Source organism: Scytonema hofmannii PCC 7110 (assembly GCF_000346485.2).
GTDB lineage: Bacteria > Cyanobacteriota > Cyanobacteriia > Cyanobacteriales > Nostocaceae > Scytonema > Scytonema hofmannii.
The window spans coordinates 5706724-5725869 of the sequence record NZ_KQ976354.1 but is presented as its reverse complement, the minus strand read 5'-3'; the positions used below and the strand labels follow the sequence as shown (position 1 = coordinate 5725869).

The following is a 19146-nucleotide window of genomic DNA, read 5'->3' as shown; positions in this document are numbered from 1 at the left end:
TTATAATCAGCGCTCAGTGGTTTTAGATTCAGCCATTCAGGTAAGAAAAACCTCTGTAAAGCTGACATTACCTAAAGTAATTTTAACGCTAAAACGTTCTCCGATTTCGCTAATAAAGTTTAATTGAATGCTCTTTGTGTTTCTCGCGATCGCTTGCATGACTGTTATTCCAACTTCATCCAATACTGTCAGTTCAAGTTCTTCTGGTAGGTAATTTTGTTCTCCAATTGGGTAAACTTTAACACCAATGTTTATTTCTTCTCTCGAAGCTGGTATCAGTCCTACCACTAAAGCGATTAGTTGACTTTTTGAATTTTGTCCTAAGTCCAGTATTTTGCCTTTTTGTACACTAGAATTTAAATTTTCTAATTGAAGAGCTTCATAGTGTTCAGCACCTCTAAATTTAAAAACTAATTCTGCTTGTTGTTGCGGATTTAGAAGCGATTCTATAGTTTGCCAACCGAGATCAACAACATTCATGAACCACTGGCTCAAGTGAATTGGTTGTTTAATTTTTTCAGTTGCTTGGTTCAGGTGTATAAGTAAATCTTCAAGGTAATCCAACTGGCTTAGAGGTAACTCGCCTCCAGAAGGAACTGTTTTGACAAATCCGAGAAGTGTTGCTTCTGCAAGCAAGTCCTCAAACTGTACAGCTACATAGCCAATTCTATCTAAGCAAACTTCTGGTGGAATCTGAATAACTTTCTCATTTGGTAACACTAGAAGACACTCTATTTTCCCTAAACCGATGACTTCTAAATCAGCAACATCCATTAGAGTTTGCATGACTGAGTCCCAACTTAAACTTCCTTCACAAGAAGTTTTAATTCCCATGCAACGTAGATAAAATTGGACAGCAAATACTGCCAAAGTATTGAGATAAACTTGTTTGGCTTTCTGATGACTCTTGTGTTTCTTTCGGAAACGTTCTGCAAGTGCGTGAGCTTCTAAGCCGAGCGGTACCATAAAGGTTAAAGATTCTGATAAATTTCCTCTCATTTGTATACCTATTCCTTAATCTACCTGATTCTCACAGTATTCTTTTAACTTAGGAGAAAGCTTTTTTAGACATCGGTAATAAAAGCTGCTCACTGTAGGAACTTTCATTTCAAATTCTTCTGAAATTTCTTTCCATGATTTTCCTGACATTCTTCGCAGAGCTAATGCTTGAAAGGTTGCTTGAGGACATTTTTCTATATACTCATTTTTGAAAAGGTCTTCTGGGTCTGATTCTATACATTCCCTCACTATTTCTGTAAGGTCTTTTGGTTCGGTAGGTACGGCAAAACTATCCAGGTCAGTTATAGTCATTTTTGTTACATGACTGTGAGTCTGATATTTACGAATAGTGTCTTTAAAAAATCGCCGTTCCAAAAGAACATTGACCCATGCCATAACCGTACCGCGTTCCGGATTATACTTGTCAATATTTTGACAAATAAAAAGAAAAAGTTCCTGACGTGCCTCATTATAAATATCTTGAACATTGCCTGAAAATTGACTTTTTGAGGGATACCAAAAATGACCAAAGCGCACGATGCCATGAATCAGCTTTGTTAAAGCGATTTGCCGTTCCTGAGAATGCGGTGGATATCGCTGCGCTCTTGTAGCAAGCTGTAATAGATATGAATCAAGTTCATCTCTCCTCATTATTTGAGACCTTAAACCTTATTGAAGAGCCGACGTGAACTTCTGTTAGTTTCTCGCGCTTCGTTGGACTACTTTCTGTAAAACCACAAAATTTGTTACAAACATTTACATCTTGTCTCTGAGTCAAGAAATAAGCTGTTCTGTTTGAATGAGGTTAGCAATTATAATGACTCTTCCCTACTCCCTACTCCCTACTCCCTAACTCTCATTGGAGCAGAACACCTGTTGGCAGGAAATATTAATTTTTGTAAAAAAAACTAAATTCTTGAAGAAAAGAAGTCGTAGTAGCAAGAGAAACAGTTAGAGTAACACGTCGATTTTCAAGAGGGTGTATCGATACTACATAAGTTTTGAATATATTACTCAAGAGTTTGGCAAGAGTCTTGTGAGTTGAGACACTATCAGGGGTATGCCTATAGGGACTCATTTTTCAGAGCTTCATTCAGTAATTACATGGAGTTGAACTATGGTTTTTGGCAACTGCATTTCAAAGCAACGCAATTCTCGTATCTCGATCCGTAATATCAGCCAACGCAAGCAGACCTCAGTAGCTTTACAGAAGACTAATAAAGAGCTAGAGTCGAGAATACAAGAGCTTTTAGGTGAATTAAGTGATGTTAATGAGGAATTACGCCGCGAGAAAGCTTTGCGTCAGCGGGTAGAGATCGCTCTAGAACAAGAAAAACAACTTGCTGAACATAGAGCACACTTTGCCTCTATGATCTCTCATGAATTCCGCACTCCCCTAAACATCATCTCCTTCTCCACCAGCTCGCTGAAACGCTATTATCACCACTTGAGTGAAGAGAAAAAACTCCAGTATTTACAGCGCCTTCAAACAGCAGTTGAACAGATCGGCCAATTGATGGATGAAGTTCTCATGCTGGGTAGAGCAGAAGTAGGAAAGCTAAAGTTTGAGCCAGAACCACTTAATCCGATCCAATTCTGCCATGACATATTGGCTCAATTCAATTTGAGTCAAAACCGCCACCATGCAGTCACTTTTGCCAGTCGCGGTGATTGTAGAACAGTCTGTGTGGATAAAAAATTACTACAGCCCATTCTCACGAATTTACTCTCGAATGCAATCAAGTATTCTCCAGTTGGCAGCACAATTGATGTTATACTCTGTTATCAAGATAAAAAACTGATTTTCCAGATTAAGGATAGGGGAATTGGTATTCCAAAAGCAGAGCAACAAAGACTGTTTGAGCCATATTATCGGGCTGAAAATGTCGGCGATGTACCAGGTAGTGGATTGGGATTGGCACTGGTCAAAAAGTTTGTAGACCTGCATGGCGGTCAAATCAGCGTGGCAAGTGAAATCGGTGTGGGTACGACGTTTACAATTACATTACCAGTCACGGAACCAGCCTTTGATATCAAATCTGGTAGCATCTGAATAATTAAAAAACCGCAGAGACGCTGAGAGCACAGAGAGAGGAAAGAGAAATAATTCCGATACAAACGGATTTGATATGAAGATAATGAAAAAAATCTTGACAAACGAAGATGAAGCAAAAAACTAAGAAATAATTGTTGAATGTTTGGAGGCAAAAGGGTTCGATGTCATCTATTCCAAAGTTGTTTGAATGTATTTCATTGAAATAAAAGCGTTATTCATAGCGTTTATCAAAAGCTGAAAATCTAAGAATCAAGAGCAAAAAATCCGTTAATGCTATGGCGCTCATTAAACTCTAAATTTAGGAAGAAAGGAGCTTGACCCAGTCTAATTATGAGGTTGAAGGTGCATATGAAGATAAAAAGGAAAGCTCTTTTACAAGAATTAACTTGCAAAAGTCAAGGTATATAATGACGAAACGAATCTATTTCTACAAACTTCTTCTCGAGCGACTATGGTCTGATGAACAATTCAAAAACTGCTTCATTGCAGATCCCAAGCCTATACTATGTGAGTTTGGGGTGCAACTTCCCGAGTTTTTAAAAAAGATTGAAGTGCATGAAGATAAGCTTAACTTGCGAAATTATATTTTGCCAATGAAGGAGCAACTAGAAAGGTACAATCTGGAAGAACAAAATCTGATTATTGCTCAAGTTATAAGACGAGCTTTAGCTGATGAAGCCTTCAAAGCCAAACTGCTCCAAAACCCCAAGGCTGGTATTAAAGAGGCAACAGGTGAAGACTTACCTGAGGATTTAACTATTTGCTTTTACGAAGGCACGCCAACTGTCAGACATCTCGTCATTCCTATGAATCCGAATAAGCAGCAACTGAGTGATTCCCAACTAGAGATGGTTGCTGGTGGAATCGCTTTTCCAATCTTGAGGCAATCTCAACCTTATATTTTTGGTTTACAGCAGTTTTCACCTACATGAACCACATCGTTGGTAGGGGCGCAAGGCATTGCGCCCTTACGGCTGTGGTCTATTTACCTAAAAATGGCTGTGATTTAGTTCAAAATCACTCTCTCTTGGAGATAACAATGACAAAGATTTTAGTAATAGAAGATGAAGCAGAAAGCCGAGAGATGTTTTTAGAATCCTTGGAAACAGAAGGGTTCAACGCCATCGGTGCCCAAAACGGTCTTGTTGGTGTTGAGCAGGTGCAGAAACATCTACCTGATTTGGTAATTTGTGACATTATGATGCCAGAACTTGATGGTTACGGTGTCCTCACCACGCTGCGCCAAAATCCGATGACAGCGATTATTCCATTCATTTTTCTGACTGCTAAAGCTAGCAATGCGGAACTTCGCCACGCTATGAAGTTGGGAGCTGATGACTATCTGACTAAGCCAACTACAGTAGAGGAATTATTGGCTGCGATCGCCGCCCGATTAGAAAAACAAGCTGCTCTGAAGCAGTGGTACACTGCTTTGCAGCAAATCTCAACGCCTGAGGCTACTGAGGAGGCAAAAGCCACAACTAGTGAGTCGATTTTTCCGTCCTGTCCGCACTTAAGTGAGGTTTTCCAATTCATTGAAGAGAATTATCACCAACCAATTAGTTTATGTGACGTAGCCCAAGCAGTGGGTTACGCTCCTGGTTACTTAACTGACCTCATGCGACGCCTCACTGGGCTTACGGTGAACCGATGGATTGTAGAACGTCGGCTGGTAGCAGCGTGTTCATTGCTGTTGGAGACTAACCAGTCAATTGAGCAGATTGCTGAAAAAGTGGGCTATCAAAATACGGGACATTTCTTTCGTCAATTCCGTCAATACCAGGGAACTACGCCTCAAGTTTGGAGAAACGCGCATCGCATTCAAAATAGCATAAAACATAACTGAAATAACAGCGTCAATAGAATTTTCATACTTTTTAAGAAAACGTTTTGACTGTCTAAATGAGTTGTCTGCAAAACATTTCAGGTAGTCAAAACGTTGTGGTTTTAGCTTTTTGCAGTTTGACTGCAAGAGTGCGATCGCATATCCTCATAGCAATTGGGTAAGTCCTGAGTGAACTAGGGTGAGACTCTCGCTGGGCTTTGCTATAATCTCTGACCTTTGCTTAGTCCGTTTCACAAACAGACTAGCAATTAGAACGCTGATACACAGCAAGGCAGGAACTGCGGAAGGTTCGGGAACTGTTTTCAGTTTGGCTCGCGTATTGAGTGCCATGAGGGCTTTCTCTCCCTGAATCAGACCAAAGCCAAGTCGGGAGTCAAAACCTGGCAAAGGACTGTCAGCCGTATCTCTTAGAGCATTATAGATATCAGTGGGTGTTGCGCTTGGATCTGCCTGTAGTAGCAATGCTGCCACTGCAGCCGTGTACGGAGCCGACGCAGAGGTACCGAAGAAGTCGAAGAAGCCGGGGTTGGCAACACGGCGAGCATCTTCACCGCCCAAGCCGAAGGAAATCGGCAGTGCGTCCGGAGCCACAACATCAGGCTTTAGGGAATTAAAGTTACCTTCTGAAGAAAAAGGTTGCAATTGCCCCTGCTCTATAACAACGCCGTACCTCTGGTTTGAGTAGGATTTTGCGTTCCCATAATACACTGCTCCAACGGTGAGTGCATTTGGGTTATTGGTGTGCCCATAAATTGGCAATTCGGGAAAATCATTACCAGCGTCAGTGAAGTAAGAAATTCCTTGATTGACTACCGCATTAATCGCCTGGTTAATAAGTCCATTCGGAGGCTCCAGATCTAGAAGGTTTAAAGGCGCATCAGGGATATTTTGGGGGATATAGCCGACATCATCCACGATGATATCTGCCCCAGCAGCCGCTAGAGCCTGAATGCCCTGACCGAAGTCATCTACACCGCCCACACCTGTGTGGAATACTAACTTAGCTCCCGGAGCTACAGCATGGATAAGCTGCGCGATGGCGCGACCTTCATCCGTGGCACCAGGTTCTGAGTAGTCCTTAAGCACATTAACGCCAGATGGTAAGTAGCTATCAGCTATGTTGGTTGCATAAGTATCTAGGTTGCCAGAGGTGCCGAAAGTCTCTGCTGTGGCGAAACTATCAGATATGAAACCGATGGTGATCCCGGTGCCATCTAAACCATAGCGATCGCGCAAAATATCAACCCCTGTAGCTTTGGCAGCTGGTTCAATCGGTAGGGTGAAGGTAGCCGCCTGAACCTCGACAACGAGGCTTCCTAGTACCGCAGTCGTCGCAATCACCCCTGACGTGACGATTCTTTGGAGTAGTCTCAAATCTCTCATGGCATTTAAAGACCTTCTCAAGATTCACTCTTGTTAGAGCAGGTTGGATGTACTGTTAATTAACTACTGGCGGGTTAAGTACAGAATTGCATTAATTCGTAGCATTATTTAAGTAACTCAGTTAAAAGTTTGTAGTAAGCGGTTAAGCGCTTACTACGAGCAGCAATTGCATTGGGATGAAAATTGTTACGAACTTGTGCAATCCTGTACTTAGCTTACACTTACACCTTATCTTTAGGGTTGCGTACCTTAGTGGCAATAAACTAAGTACACTTATGTATTATAAGGGAAGTGAATCCTAAGCAAACACCATCTGCCACTGCCTCCAGAGCTTCCTCAGATAGTTCTTCCTCAGATGTATTAGCTGCAACCAGGTTAATTGGCAGTACTAATGAAATTTATTGCTGATTACTGACGTGCTAAACTTACGCTTAGGTTAAGTTGTTGGCGTTTCTTATTGTTCTACTGCTGATAATGCAAAATGTAGCTCTTACTGCACTAAAGAACGTACACTCGACACCACCTGCCACTGTTTCCAGAGCTTCCTCAGATAGTTCTTCCTCAGATGTATTAGCTGCAACCGGGTTAATTGGCAGTACTAAATAAACCTTGTTGGCTGTTTCCTGGATGACTTCAATTTCAAGGTTTGTTGGAATTTCTTCTCCTGACTCCCTCGCATAAACTGCTTTGGGATTGTTGAGCAATTCTTGCTTGAATGTTTCATCTTCCCAAGCCCGCTGAATGAGTTTCTGCTCAAACTCGAAGCGGGTACTCATTGCTTGAGTAATGACTTTTTTCAGTTCTTCGTGCATTTTCTTTTCTCCTTGCTTCTGTTAATAACTCAGAATCTTGATGGGAAGAAACAACTTTCTATTTGAATTGTTTAGGAAGATATTCAAAAAAATGAGGAGTAACGAACTGAGACACTTAAATGTTAATTATCCCAGAGAATCTAGTGAGTCCAGCAGAATTCTCTGTCAAGGCTCACTAGGTTATAATAGTTCGGAACTCCAAGTGGTTACTAGCGTACTAAGTTTACTCTTACACCTTATTGTTGGCGCTGCGTGTATAGGCAGAGCTAAACCATGAACACCCCTCTGTATTGTGTGCAGCACTACGTTGCACGCAATATTTACCACCTGCTACTGCTTCCAGGGCTTCCTCTGATAATTCTCCCTCATTTGTAATAGCTGAAGCAGGGTTATTTGGAAGCATCAAGTAGACCTTGTTTCCAGTTTCCTGGATGACTTCAATTTTCAGATCATTTGGTAGTTCTTCTCCTGACTCCCTCGCATAAACTGCTTTGGGATTGCTCAGCAATTCTTGCTTGAAGTTCTCATCTTCCCAAGCCCGCTGAATGAGCTTCTGCTCGAACTCGAATCGGTTGTTCATTGCCTGAGAGATGATTTGTTTCAGTTCTTCGTGCATTTCCTTTTCTCCTTACTTGCTTTTGTCAATTTAGGATTGACACTAACCAGAATATCGATTTCTAAACTGAAGCGTCAATGTACTTTTTTTAGGTATAAAATCTTAAAAAACAGTAGTTTCATAATGAAGATATATTACTGAAACATGGTGAAGCAGTTAGCAAATCAAAAAATAAAATCATTCATCAGCAACAGTATTTAATAAGGAAAACAGTAAGGTAAAAAAGACCAGTGGCTTGCTCAAGTTTCATCTTTTTCCATTAGGTACAAAGCAGAAGCTGAAAAATTGTTAGTCTTACCGAAATATCGTAGATTGTGATTCGGGCTTTACATCTCCTAAACTACAAATCTAAGTAACAGTAGGACAAACATTCTGCTTCAAATAAAACAGGATGCAAAAATGGAAGTTTCACGGCAAGATTTAATCAAAATAGTTGAGCAAGCTAGTACACTCACTGAAAGATTGGGCGAGTGCTTTATTCCTGATGAGTCCCAAACTAACGAAAAGCTGATTACCTCCCAGTGGGAAACCTGGTGTCAGGTTGTTGCACAAAGCAACCCAGAAAAATTTGCCAAACGTCTTGCCTGGGATGGACTGGATTCTAAAGCTGTCGGGAGTGTTCTTGGATCTGTCCGCCTCGTCGATCCAAAACAGCTTCCTGTCTGGACAGAAACTTTGCGGGAAGTTTTACAAAGTGATTGGGAAACAGCTGATGCTGATGCGTCTCGCTGTCTGGATATCGAAAAACCAATTCCCTTTGAAGAAGTTTATCTACCCTTTGTGTATGTAGCGCGACAGAAACTCATTGCACACGTCGGTGCTAGTTGGCAACTGCTGTCGGAAGCAGTTCACATATCTCTGGAACGTCAACTGTTGTTGCAGTTAGCGTCTCTTTCCGCCCAGCCGCTACAGTTAGAGTTTTCATTATTTAAAGCGCTCAAGCAATCTGCTTTCACTCTTTTATGGGGAGGAGGACAAGACATAGGCTTTAATTCTAATAAGCAGTACCAAACTTTTGTCAAAGACCTGAAAACAGGCAAGTTACTGTCCATTTTCCAGAAGTACAACGTCTTAGCTCGCTTGGTAGCAACGGCAATGGATCTCTGGGTGGAGGAAAAAGCGGAATTTTTCCACCGGTTAGCATTAAACTTGTCAACCATACAACAAAACTTCCAAAAAGATATAGGTCAGGTTGTTGCCATCCAATTGAATCTCTCCGATCTTCACAATAGGGGACGCTCGGTGATAGCTTTGACCTTTGCCTCTGGATTGAAACTGATATACAAACCTAGAAGCTTGGGCTTGGAAGTTACGTATTTTGAGTTACTAGCCTGGTGTAATCAGCAGCAAGTTCTGTTGCCGTTCAAGTTACTCAAAGTTATCGACTGCAAAACCCACGGCTGGATGGAATTTGTAGAGCATTTGCCATGTGAAGACGAAGCTGCAGTGCAGCGATACTACCAACGTGCCGGAATGCTGCTGTGTCTACTCTATGTGCTGCAAGGAAATGACTGCCATGATGAAAATCTGATCGCCAGTGGAGAACACCCAGTGCTGGTAGATTTGGAAACCCTTCTGCATCCCCGTGCCCGCGAGGTTAATGCCACAAATGAAGTAGGGGCGCAATCCTTAGCCAATGAGCAATTTTTTGAAGATTCCGTGCTGTGGACTGGACTCCTGCCGAGATGGGAATTTGGGGCAGATGGAGGGAACGCTCACGACATTAGTGGTTTGGGGGGAGCTGGCGGGGAAATCCCTTTTAGAATGCCAAAGTGGCAGAACATCAACACTGATAACATGGCACTGGAGTATGAACCTGGCATCATGCCACCCGCAGCCAATACACCTTTGCTGAATGATATTACCTTATCACCAAATGATTACGTTAATGAACTCATAGATGGTTTCCGGCAGATGTATCAGTTCTTGTCAGAGCGACGAGAAGTGCTTCTGGCAACTGATAGTCCAATAGCCGCCTTTGCTCATCAGAAAGTACGGTTTTTGTTTCGCCCTACCCAAGTCTACTCTCATGTTCTAGGTAAAGCCCTCAATCCAAATTACCTGCGCCATGGCGTAGACTATAGTATTGAGCTGGATGTACTGAGTCGTGCGTTTTTGGCAGCCGACGCAAAACCCCCAATCTGGTCGCTGCTAGCGGTGGAACTCCAAGCCTTAGAACAAATGGATATTCCTTACTTTGTTGCTGATTCCAGTAGTGATGCCCTGATAGTCAACCCTGATTTGATAATTGAGGGATATTTTAAAGAACCTAGTTATAATCGAATGATTAGACATCTCCAGAGGCTTAATGATGCAGATTTAGCTCAACAGATTGCAATTATTCGGGGTTCTTTTTACTCGCGGGTTGCTCGTGGCATGACCGATACCGCACCCTGTACGTTTGTTAATGCTGGTTTAGATTTGGATGCAACTGTTCACTTGACACAATTACAACTGGTGCATGAAGCAGTGGAAATTGCCAAAGAACTGCAACAACGAGCAATTCAAGCCGCCGATGGTAGTGTTACCTGGATTGGCATGGGATACCTGCCCAAGGCTGAGCGGATGCAACTTCAACCCTTGGGGGATGGATTGTATGATGGTGTTTGCGGAGTCGCTTTATTTTTAGCAGCGTTGGCAAAAGTTACGGATGATACAGAATTTCGAGATTTAGCACTGAGCGCCTTACAGCCCCTGAGAAAAACTTTGCAGGAGACAGATACAAGTTTTCAGCGTAGAATTACCAAGCAAATGGGTATCAGTGGAAGTACTGGATTAGGGTCTATAGTTTACGCCTTGGTAAGGGTTAGTCAATCTCTAGATGAACCGGAGCTTTTAAATATTGCTAGCCTTGCAGCCTCCTTAATAACTCAGGAAAGCATTGCTAGCGATCGCTCCTTTGACATAATAGCAGGGGCAGCAGGAGCAATACTAGGATTACTGAGTTTCTACCAAGCTTCATCAGATCCAGCTGTTCTGGATCGAGCCACTGCTTTAGGTTATCATCTGCTGATAAATCGCACCAAGAGCAATTCTGGATTTAGAGCTTGGGCAACTCTAGAAGGCAAGTTAGCGACGGGCTTTTCTCATGGCGCGGCGGGCATTGCCTACGCCCTACTGCGATTGTACAAAACCACACAAGAAACGGTTTTTCTAGAAGCGGCGGAAGAAGCGATCGCCTACGAACGCAGTGTATTTTCTCCCAACGCTGGAAATTGGCCAGACGTAAGATCCTTTACTCTTGAAGGGGGTAAGCCTTCGTTTATAACCAATTGGTGTCATGGCGCTCCTGGCATTGGTTTAGGTCGTTTGGGGGGTCTGGAAATTCTCGATACTCCTGAAATCCGACAAGAGATTGCAGTCGCTTTAAATACAACTCAACAGTTTGGTTTGCAGAACATCGACCATCTCTGCTGCGGCAATTTTGGCAGGATGGAGGTGCTATTGGTAGGAGCCTGCAAACTGTCGCGTCCCGAACTCTGGAACACTGTCCAAAAACAAGCGGCATGGGTTGTAGCAAGAGCAAAGCAAGTTGGTACTTTTTATCTATTTCCCGAACTTCGCGGAGATATTTACAACCCTGGTTTCTTTCAAGGCACTGCTGGAATTGGTTATGAACTCCTGAGGCTAGCATATCCAGAATCACTTCCTTCCGTATTGCTGTGGGAGTAACGGTATTCAACGTTAAGATAGAAGATATCTGGGAAATTGTTAATGAATTGCGTGGCTCCTAGAGTTACGCCTTTATTGTTGATCGGTACGGGGCATTATTAGTCTCCCGACAAATCCCTATTTTAATCATAGCCTCAACCCCTTGCCGCCAGAGACGTGAAAGCAGGTCAAAACCGACAGACGCCCTTGCCCATTGCTGTCGCCGATATTGGTCTTGGATTTACTTCCCTCAACCATTCAGGATTATGATTGGTCGGCAAACAACTTACTCTGTGCAACTGACATTTATACGAAAAAAGGCTGTTGCAGCAACAAGCGATAGCGTAAGCGCTAACGGCTAAAGCCGTATCGTCCGCAAAACAGGTCAAAGTACTCGCCTTACGAGCCAAAATCATACTGACTGTTGTTGAAAATCCAAGCTTTAGAGTTTGGGAGCAGAAGTGCGATCGCATCTCCTCATCGGTTTAGTTTAGTGCGATTACAAAAAATCAAATTCTTATCCGCAGTGCCATCATAGTCAGAGAGATTTATTTATTTTTTTAAAAATATATTTTTTCATTAAAATTATTTTCCAATAAGAGCACTTAATTCATAATTTTTGGAAGAAAATGTCAGCAATAAGCAAAATCAAAATAAACGTGAGTCTAACCAAAAAATAGTTGATTATGACCTTGGTTTATACATTATCAGTAACAACCAGCATCAAAATAAACGCGAGTCTGACCAAAAAATAGTTGATTGTAACCTCGGTTTATCCATTTTAATCTTAGAGATGTAATAAGCGCTTACACAGAAGCCCGTAGGTTACTAAATAGAGGTAATTGACATGAGTAATCCAAATCAAACTCTCGAAGAACGCATTATTGCCAAAGCAATGAACGATGAGGCTTATAAGCAACAGCTAATGAGCAATCCCAGGTTAATTATTGAACAAGAACTGGGTCGTTCTTGGCCACAGGAAGTTGAAATTGAAGTTGTTCAGCAAACGAAAAAGAAAGTTTACCTGGTACTTCCCCCAAATACAGATGAACTGCCGAATCAAGAGTTGTCTGAGCAACAGTTAGAAGCTGTGGCAGGAGGTGTAGGAGCTGAAGCACAGACAACACCATTTTGTGCCGTTGTAATCTTTAGTATTGCCGTCTGTAGACGCTAATTCAGGAGTGTGTAAGTAGTTACTGCTTCACTGATTGTGAGGCATTTTGCTGAGTAACGGACAGTGAGAATTTGCCTTCTCACTACCGTGTCAAGTACTTGACACGGTAACCTCGGAGAAACGCCTAGCCGTGTTTGTCCGAGGCATTACTAAACATAATTTACCTACAGTCTTATAAGCGCCTGTACAGTTTCAATTAGAGGCTACAATATGAGCAACTCCAATCAAAATTTTGAACAGCAAATCATTACCAAAGCCCTGCAAGATGTTGTAAAGTTTTAAGTCTGCCTCGGACAAAACCCTAACCGTGTTCGTTCAAGAACTAGTACTGGCCTAATTCACCAAAAGACTTGATTAATAAGCGATGGAATTTTCTAAAAAAGAGCTGGTTAACATCGTAGAGCGAGCCAGCACAATTACCGAACGCCTTGGAACTGGGTTCTTGCCTAATGATGCTCTAGAATTCGATGATATCGTTCCATCCAGGCTTGAAAAGTGGTGTCAGATTGTCGCTAAGGGAGACCAGGAGAAATTCGAGAAGCGACTTGCTTGGGATGGTCTTACCTTAGACACTGTGCGCCGTGTGCTTGGTTCTGTTCACATGGCTGATGAGCAGAATTTACCACCGTGGGTGAAAACTTTAAATGAAGGTATTAAAGCCTCTGCTTTGATTTCTGTTGAAACCTTAGAAAAGGGTGCGGCAGAAGTGTACCGTTGTTTGAGTTGCCAAGAGCCAGTTCCCTTTGAAGAAGTTTTTTTGCCTTTCATACATATTGCCAAGCAGAAATTAATTGTTCGGACAGGCGATAAGTACCATTTACTTTCAGAAGAAGCCCAGGCAACACTTGAGCGTAGTCTTTTGGGATTGCTTGCTGGTTATTCCTCACCAATACTGGAATTAAATTTCTCAACTTTTCGTGCCAGTAAGCAGTCTCCACTACTCCGCTTACTTGGACAATTTGAGAGTAGTCATTCCAAGGAGCAGTATCAAGCTTTTATCAAGTATATGCTCAAGGGAGGGGGACTCCTGTCCTTTTTCCAGCAATACCCTGTGTTAGCTAGACTAGTTGCGACGGTAACAGACTTTTGGGTCGATGCTATTGGGGAATTTCTTCTGCGATTAGCCTCAGACTGGTCTGAAATTCAGCGAACTTTTCAGACTGAAGCGGAACTAAGTCAGGTCGTTACCATCTATCCGTCTCTTTCTGACCCCCATAATAATGGTCGTTCCGTGATCGCGGTAGTTTTTGCCTCAGGTCTGAAATTGATATACAAACCTAGAGACTTAGGCTTGGAAGAAGGGTATTTTAAGTTACTTGCCTGGATTAATCAGCAAGGAATCTCTTTACCTTTTAAGTTACTTAGAACGATCAATCACTCAACCTACGGTTGGGTTGAATTTGTAGAGTCTTTGCCATGTCAAGATAAACAGGAAGTCCAACGCTATTACCAGCGTGCTGGGATGCTGCTGTGCGTGCTGTATCTCCTAAAAGCAAATGACTGCCATTTTGAAAATCTGATTAGTTGCGGGGAACACCCAGTCTTGGTGGATATGGAGACGTTAATGCATCACCAAGTCCGGGAGACGGCAGACTCAGGAAAATATGCACAGGCTCAATTACTGGCGGATCGACAACTTTTTAAGGATTCTGTCCTGCGAAGCAATTTCTTACCGCAATGGCTCTTTGGACCGGACGGACGCAAAGTTTTTACCTTAAGTGGATTAGGAGGGGCAGACGGCGAACAGGAGACATCTTATCACGTACTTAAATGGCGTAACATTAACACCGATAATATGTCCTTAAGTTATGAATTTGCGAAAATCCCGTCGAGAGCTAATGTGCCTCCTTTAAAGGGTGTCACTTTATTGCCAAACGATTATGTTGAAGAACTTGTGGATGGTTTTCAACAAATGTATCAATTCCTGGTAAAACACCGGGAAGCACTCTTGGTCTCAGATAGCCCTTTGACAGCGCTAAACCATCAACAAGTTCGCTTTGTTTTTCGTGCCACCCAAGTCTATGGTTCTATACTTTGCAATTCGCTGCAACCTGAATGGCTGCGGGATGGCGTCGAACGCAGTATTAAGCTCGACCTTCTCAGCAGAGCCTTTCTCTCATCAGACTCAAAGCCTCTCTTATGGTCACTCTTGAAAGTAGAACTACAGGCGATGGAGCAGATGGATATCCCCTACTTCGTTGCTTATTCAGATAGTGCTGCATTGTCGATTGGCTCCAGTCAAACTATCGAACAATGTTTTACAGAACCTACTTATTCCGCAGTGAATTCTCGGCTACAGCAGCTCAGCGATAAGGATCTAGCACAGCAGATTATTATTATACGGGGTTCGTTGTACTCAAGTATCACTAGTGAACTGAGCGATACATTACCATATAGTAATGCCTATTTGAATTTTGATGCTGTCGCCCCCTTGAGCCAGAAACAGATGGTGGAGCAGGCAGTTGCGATCGCTCAAGATCTGAAACGCTCCGCAATTTGTGCTGCCGACGGTAGTGCTACCTGGATTGGACTAGGATATATGCCTCTGGCAGACCGATTCCAACTTCAGCCAATAGGAGATGGCTTGTACGACGGACGTTGTGGGGTAGCCTTATTCCTGGCAGCATTAGAAGCTGTCACGGGCGGCATTGGATTTCGCGACTTGGCATTGGAAGCTTTGCAACCCCTGCGTCGGGTTTTGCAAACCTCAGACCTTAAATATCAGCAAAAATTCGCCGAGCAAACAGGTATCGGTGGAGCTATGGGGCTAGGTTCAATTATCTATGCTTTAGTGCGAATTAGTCAATTTTTGGGCGAACCCGCTCTCGTGGAAGATGCTAAACAAGCAGCACACCTAATGAAACCGGAGGCTATTGGTACCGATCAACATTTTGACGTTATGGGTGGATCTGCAGGGGCAATTCTAGGTTTGTTAGCCTTACACAATCTCACTGCTGAGCCAGCATTTCTGGAACAGGCAACGATTTGTGGCAATCATCTCTTGAAAAACCGTGTTGCCAGTGATACTGGTTCTAGAACTTGGTTAAGTTTAGACGGAAAACTATTGACAGGATTTTCCCACGGTGCAGCTGGCATTGCCTACGCTTTGCTGCGGTTGTATGATACCACTCAAGATTCAGTGTTTCTGAAAGCTGCCAAGGAAGCGATCGCCTATGAACACAGCGTCTTTTCTCCAGAAGCTGGCAATTGGCCGGACTTAAGGTTTGAAAAACCGTCGTTTAAAACCAGCTGGTGTCATGGCGCTCCTGGTATTGGTATGGTGCGCTTAGGTGGTGTTTCGGTGCTTGATACTTGTCAAATTCGACATGAAATTGAAGTAGCTTTAAAGACCACGCTACAAGTCAATTTGCAAGGAGTAGACCGTCTGTGCTGCGGCAACTTTGGCAGAATTGAGCTTCTGCTAATAGCAGCCCAGCAACTATCACGCCCGGAATTAATTGAAACCGCTCAAAAACAAGCAGCATGGGTTGTGACTAGAGCAGAACAAGCTGGTTCTTTTTATCTCTTTCCCAATCTTCATAAAGATATTTACAATCCTGGTTTCTTTTTGGGAACATCTGGAATTGGTTACGAGCTATTGAGGTTAGCGTATCCAAACTTGCTTCCCTCTGTGCTGCTATGGCAGTAGGAAACTGCATGATACTCCAAAAGTCAAGGCGCTTGCTGCTGTACTACTTGGAGTAAAGAATGGTTTCTTTGTTTACCTCAATCATTTCTTCATTCAGTAACGTCTAAGTAATAGTAAGATAAGATTGTTCATGTAAATTCAGCAAAAATACGGTTTTAAGCCAACTTAGGCGAAAAGTGCTTGACAGCTTCTAAATACGTAGAGGAATGAAGAAATGAGGCTTCTCCACAAAACCATTGCATCAACAGCGATCGCTACAACTGCATTCCTTGGAGGTTTGTCGGCGATCACACAAGCAGCCACGTTGACCAACAGCATTAGCTTCGATCGGGAGGAGCCGATAGCTAAGGTGGGCGGCGACCTAGCTTCGCTCTATACTGCATATGAATCGGCTCTCCAAAAAGCAGACGGTGTCACCTTCCAACTGCCCGACTCTTTATTACAATTGCACAACAATCATGTGGCAATTAATGCCGTTGCTTCTGGTAGCACAAACGCCCTGTTAAAAAACCTGGAACAGTTAGGGTTACACAAGACCTCAACAAGAGGATCTATCGTTTCGGGTATGCTGCCTATCGAAGCTATAGACAATATGGCAAACTTAAACAGCCTGCAATTTGCTAGACCAGCCTATCAACCGTTAGCCAATGTAGGACTAACTACTAGCCAAGGCGATATCGCTATGAAGGCCGACGTTGCCCGGAGTATCTTTAATGTGGACGGAACTGGTGTTACGGTGGGCGTACTGTCGAACAGCTTTGATAACTTGGGCGGGGCAGCCGCCGATGTGGCTAGTGGCGACCTACCATCCGGCATTAACGTGCTGAAGGATTTGCCAAGTGGTGGCAACGATGAAGGTCGTGCCACAATGCAGGTGATTCACGATGTGGCTCCCGGTGCCAACTTGGCTTTTCACACGGCATTCGTGAGTGAGGCTGATTTCGCCAATGGCATTCTAAGGCTAGCAAACGAAGCTGGGGCTAACGTCATCGTAGACAACGTAATTTACTTCGCTGAGCCGATGTTCCAAGATGGGATTATTGCCCAAGCTGTGGACAGCGTAGTGGCTCAAGGCGTTTCCTACTTCTCCTCTGCTGGCAATTATGGTCGCGACGCTTATGAAAGTGCATTTAATCCAAGCGGCTTAAGCGACCCCATATTGAGGGGTGAGTTGCATGATTTTGATCCGGGATCAGGAGTGGATGTTTTACAAAGCATTACAGTTCCCGAAGGTACCAGGTTTAGAATTTCCTTCCAGTGGGATTCACCGTTTTTTTCTGTTAGCCCTGGCAGTGGCGGCTCCCCCAACGATCTGAACGTTCTTTTATTTGATAGTACTGGTACCAATGTATTGAGCTTCAGCGCCGATAACAACATTGGTGCAGATGCTATAGAGGTCTTCACGTTCGTCAACGACGGCTCCTTCGGGACAGATCAATTCAACCTCGCAATTTCGCACTCAGCTGGACCCTACGCTAACTTGATGAAGTACGTAGCGTTAACTTTTTTGGGTACTATCAACGAGTTTAACACCGATAGTGGGGCGCTCTACGGACATCCTAACGCTGCTGGAGCAGAGGCGGTAGTAGCAGCACCTTACTATTTAACACCTGAATTTGGTACGTCTCCGGCAGTGCTAGATCCATTTTCTTCAGCCGGATCGACACCAATACTATTTGATACATCTGGCAATAGATTGGCAAACCCGGAGATTCGCTTGAAGCCGGATATCGTTGCTCCAACCGGGGTTAACACCACATTTTTCTTTGCTGGGGTAGATCCCGATAATGATGGATTACCGAACTTCTTTGGCACATCAGCCGCCGCCCCACATGCGGCAGCTGTAGCGGCGTTAATGCTCCAAGCAGCTCCGGACACCAGCCCTAGTAAGATTTATTCGCTCCTGGAAAGCACAGCACTCGATATGAGGACACTTGGCTTTGACTTTGACAGCGGGTATGGCTTTATTCAGGCTGATAGAGCCGTAGCGGCACTCGTTAGTCCTTCTGTAACGCCCATTCCTGAACCCACGTCGGTGTTGGGTGTCTTGGCGTTTAGTCTTCTAAGTGCAGGTTTGCTACAGAAACGCAACAGCAACAAAAATCTTTTTGTTGCAAAAATTGGCGATGGTTAGGTAAAGAGTTTTGAACTGATTTGTCTGATATCCGAGCGCATTACAGTCTACATCCGCAGAACCCGAAAAATTGCTACTCTCACAGAAATATTGTGTATTGTGGTCAGAGTTTTACTCGCCTAAGCTCTAGTTATCAACAGGAGAAAGAAATATGTCCATTGAAAGCGCAAACGCCTTCTATCAAAGAATAACTACAGATGAAGCATTCCGAACTCAACTCCAGAATACTGCCAGTGAGGGACGCACAGCAATCATACAAGCAGCCGGATACGATTTCACTCCAGAAGAATGGGAAGCTGCTACCGCTGATATTTTAGAAGCATCTGAAGCTAACACAGAACTCAACGATGCTCAGCTAGAGGCGATCGCTGGTGGTATTTTGCCTGTTGCTGCATATGGTGTTATTCTACCGCCCAACCTTCGTTGGCCAAAACCAAAACTATAACTTGCCTCTGGTCTTAAAACGGTTGTACGTCAAGTATTAACTTACATCACTTAAATTTCACAGGAGGAATGTATGTCTATTGAAAGCGCAAGAGCCTTTTACGAAAGGATTGTTACCGATGAAGCATTCAAAACTCAATACCAAAATGCTGTCAGTGATGATGAACGCCGAGAAATTGTACTAGCTGCTGGCTATAACTTTACCCCAGAAGAATGGGAAGCCGCCATGACTCAAATCTCAGAGTCATCTGATGAAGAACTCAGCGACGCAGAACTAACAGCAGTTAGCGGTGGAGCGTCAGTGCTCTTAGGCAAGCTACCGAAACGGCCAATTGTGTATCCTTTCTACGGCGGACCAAGACTTTAGAACCTTTTAAGCAGG

The 19146-nt window shown here is 43.4% G+C and carries 14 protein-coding genes; 9 read left to right on the top strand and 5 right to left on the bottom strand.

Translation table 11 applies throughout. The features are described from left to right. Positions 1-36: 36 nt before the first annotated feature. A complete protein-coding gene (locus WA1_RS23750; protein ID WP_017740058.1) occupies positions 37-999 on the bottom strand; it encodes a DUF1822 family protein in 963 nt (320 codons plus the stop codon). A 15-nt stretch (positions 1000-1014) separates the two neighbouring features. Next, positions 1015-1650: a sigma-70 family RNA polymerase sigma factor gene (locus WA1_RS23745; protein ID WP_017740059.1), complete on the bottom strand. Its 636-nt coding sequence runs from the start codon at positions 1648-1650 to the stop codon at positions 1015-1017. Between the two features lie 466 nt (positions 1651-2116). Here WA1_RS23745 and WA1_RS23740 point away from each other — a divergent pair, with 466 nt between their 5' ends. The 3 genes from WA1_RS23740 to WA1_RS23730 all read left to right on the top strand — a co-directional run bounded on the left by WA1_RS23740 (position 2117) and on the right by WA1_RS23730 (position 4901). Continuing rightward, entirely contained in the window at positions 2117-3052 is a 936-nt protein-coding gene (locus WA1_RS23740) for a sensor histidine kinase (protein ID WP_017740060.1), read from the top strand. Positions 3053-3462: 410 nt separating this feature from the next. Further along, positions 3463-3987 carry an NHLP leader peptide family RiPP precursor gene (locus WA1_RS23735; RefSeq protein ID WP_148662748.1) on the top strand — a complete coding sequence of 175 codons (525 nt, stop codon included), beginning with the start codon at positions 3463-3465 and terminating at the stop codon, positions 3985-3987. 107 nt (positions 3988-4094) lie between these two features. Continuing rightward, a complete protein-coding gene (locus WA1_RS23730) occupies positions 4095-4901 on the top strand; it encodes a response regulator transcription factor (protein WP_017740062.1) in 807 nt (268 codons plus the stop codon). Between the two features lie 144 nt (positions 4902-5045). Here the strand turns inward: WA1_RS23730 and WA1_RS23725 are convergent, their stop codons facing one another. The 3 genes from WA1_RS23725 to WA1_RS23715 all read right to left on the bottom strand — a co-directional run bounded on the left by WA1_RS23725 (position 5046) and on the right by WA1_RS23715 (position 7712). Further along, the gene (locus WA1_RS23725) at positions 5046-6305 is read right to left on the bottom strand and encodes a S8 family peptidase (RefSeq protein ID WP_148662747.1); all 1260 of its coding nucleotides are present in this window, start codon (positions 6303-6305) and stop codon (positions 5046-5048) included. Positions 6306-6715: 410 nt separating this feature from the next. Beyond that, the gene (locus WA1_RS23720; RefSeq protein WP_017740064.1) at positions 6716-7096 is read right to left on the bottom strand and encodes an NHLP leader peptide family RiPP precursor; all 381 of its coding nucleotides are present in this window, start codon (positions 7094-7096) and stop codon (positions 6716-6718) included. Between the two features lie 229 nt (positions 7097-7325). Next, positions 7326-7712 carry an NHLP leader peptide family RiPP precursor gene (locus tag WA1_RS23715; RefSeq protein WP_017740065.1) on the bottom strand — a complete coding sequence of 129 codons (387 nt, stop codon included), beginning with the start codon at positions 7710-7712 and terminating at the stop codon, positions 7326-7328. A 399-nt stretch (positions 7713-8111) separates the two neighbouring features. On the opposite strand from WA1_RS23715, the gene WA1_RS23710 reads away from it, so the two are divergent. From WA1_RS23710 to WA1_RS23680, 6 genes are all read left to right on the top strand, one after another. Further along, on the top strand, positions 8112-11384 hold the full coding sequence (locus WA1_RS23710; RefSeq protein ID WP_017740066.1) for a type 2 lanthipeptide synthetase LanM family protein: 3273 nt from the start codon (positions 8112-8114) through the stop codon (positions 11382-11384). A gap of 826 nt (positions 11385-12210) precedes the next feature. Beyond that, the gene (locus WA1_RS23700) at positions 12211-12537 is read left to right on the top strand and encodes an NHLP leader peptide family RiPP precursor (protein WP_017740068.1); all 327 of its coding nucleotides are present in this window, start codon (positions 12211-12213) and stop codon (positions 12535-12537) included. A gap of 364 nt (positions 12538-12901) precedes the next feature. Continuing rightward, entirely contained in the window at positions 12902-16186 is a 3285-nt protein-coding gene (locus WA1_RS23695; RefSeq protein WP_017740069.1) for a type 2 lanthipeptide synthetase LanM family protein, read from the top strand. Positions 16187-16400: 214 nt separating this feature from the next. Continuing rightward, positions 16401-18320, top strand: coding sequence for a S8 family peptidase (locus WA1_RS23690; RefSeq protein WP_017740070.1), 1920 nt, complete (start codon positions 16401-16403; stop codon positions 18318-18320). A gap of 151 nt (positions 18321-18471) precedes the next feature. Then, entirely contained in the window at positions 18472-18765 is a 294-nt protein-coding gene (locus WA1_RS23685; protein ID WP_017740071.1) for a Nif11-like leader peptide family natural product precursor, read from the top strand. A gap of 72 nt (positions 18766-18837) precedes the next feature. Continuing rightward, positions 18838-19131 (top strand): Nif11-like leader peptide family natural product precursor, encoded by a 294-nt coding sequence (locus WA1_RS23680; protein ID WP_017740072.1) that lies wholly within the window; start codon positions 18838-18840, stop codon positions 19129-19131. The last annotated feature ends 15 nt before the right edge of the window (positions 19132-19146 follow it).

Bases quoted from the DNA above. Each gene is read 5' to 3' on its own strand.
- WA1_RS23700 (WP_017740068.1), top strand. From the start codon at position 12,211: ATGAGTAATCCAAATCAAACTCTCGAAGAACGCATTATTGCCAAAGCA.
- WA1_RS23695 (WP_017740069.1), top strand. From the start codon at position 12,902: ATGGAATTTTCTAAAAAAGAGCTGGTTAACATCGTAGAGCGAGCCAGC.
- WA1_RS23735 (WP_148662748.1), top strand. From the start codon at position 3,463: ATGACGAAACGAATCTATTTCTACAAACTTCTTCTCGAGCGACTATGG.
- WA1_RS23745 (WP_017740059.1), bottom strand. From the start codon at position 1,650: ATGAGGAGAGATGAACTTGATTCATATCTATTACAGCTTGCTACAAGA.
- WA1_RS23715 (WP_017740065.1), bottom strand. From the start codon at position 7,712: ATGCACGAAGAACTGAAACAAATCATCTCTCAGGCAATGAACAACCGA.
- WA1_RS23680 (WP_017740072.1), top strand. From the start codon at position 18,838: ATGTCTATTGAAAGCGCAAGAGCCTTTTACGAAAGGATTGTTACCGAT.
- WA1_RS23750 (WP_017740058.1), bottom strand. From the start codon at position 999: ATGAGAGGAAATTTATCAGAATCTTTAACCTTTATGGTACCGCTCGGC.
- WA1_RS23710 (WP_017740066.1), top strand. From the start codon at position 8,112: ATGGAAGTTTCACGGCAAGATTTAATCAAAATAGTTGAGCAAGCTAGT.
- WA1_RS23685 (WP_017740071.1), top strand. From the start codon at position 18,472: ATGTCCATTGAAAGCGCAAACGCCTTCTATCAAAGAATAACTACAGAT.
- WA1_RS23730 (WP_017740062.1), top strand. From the start codon at position 4,095: ATGACAAAGATTTTAGTAATAGAAGATGAAGCAGAAAGCCGAGAGATG.
- WA1_RS23740 (WP_017740060.1), top strand. From the start codon at position 2,117: ATGGTTTTTGGCAACTGCATTTCAAAGCAACGCAATTCTCGTATCTCG.
- WA1_RS23720 (WP_017740064.1), bottom strand. From the start codon at position 7,096: ATGCACGAAGAACTGAAAAAAGTCATTACTCAAGCAATGAGTACCCGC.
- WA1_RS23690 (WP_017740070.1), top strand. From the start codon at position 16,401: ATGAGGCTTCTCCACAAAACCATTGCATCAACAGCGATCGCTACAACT.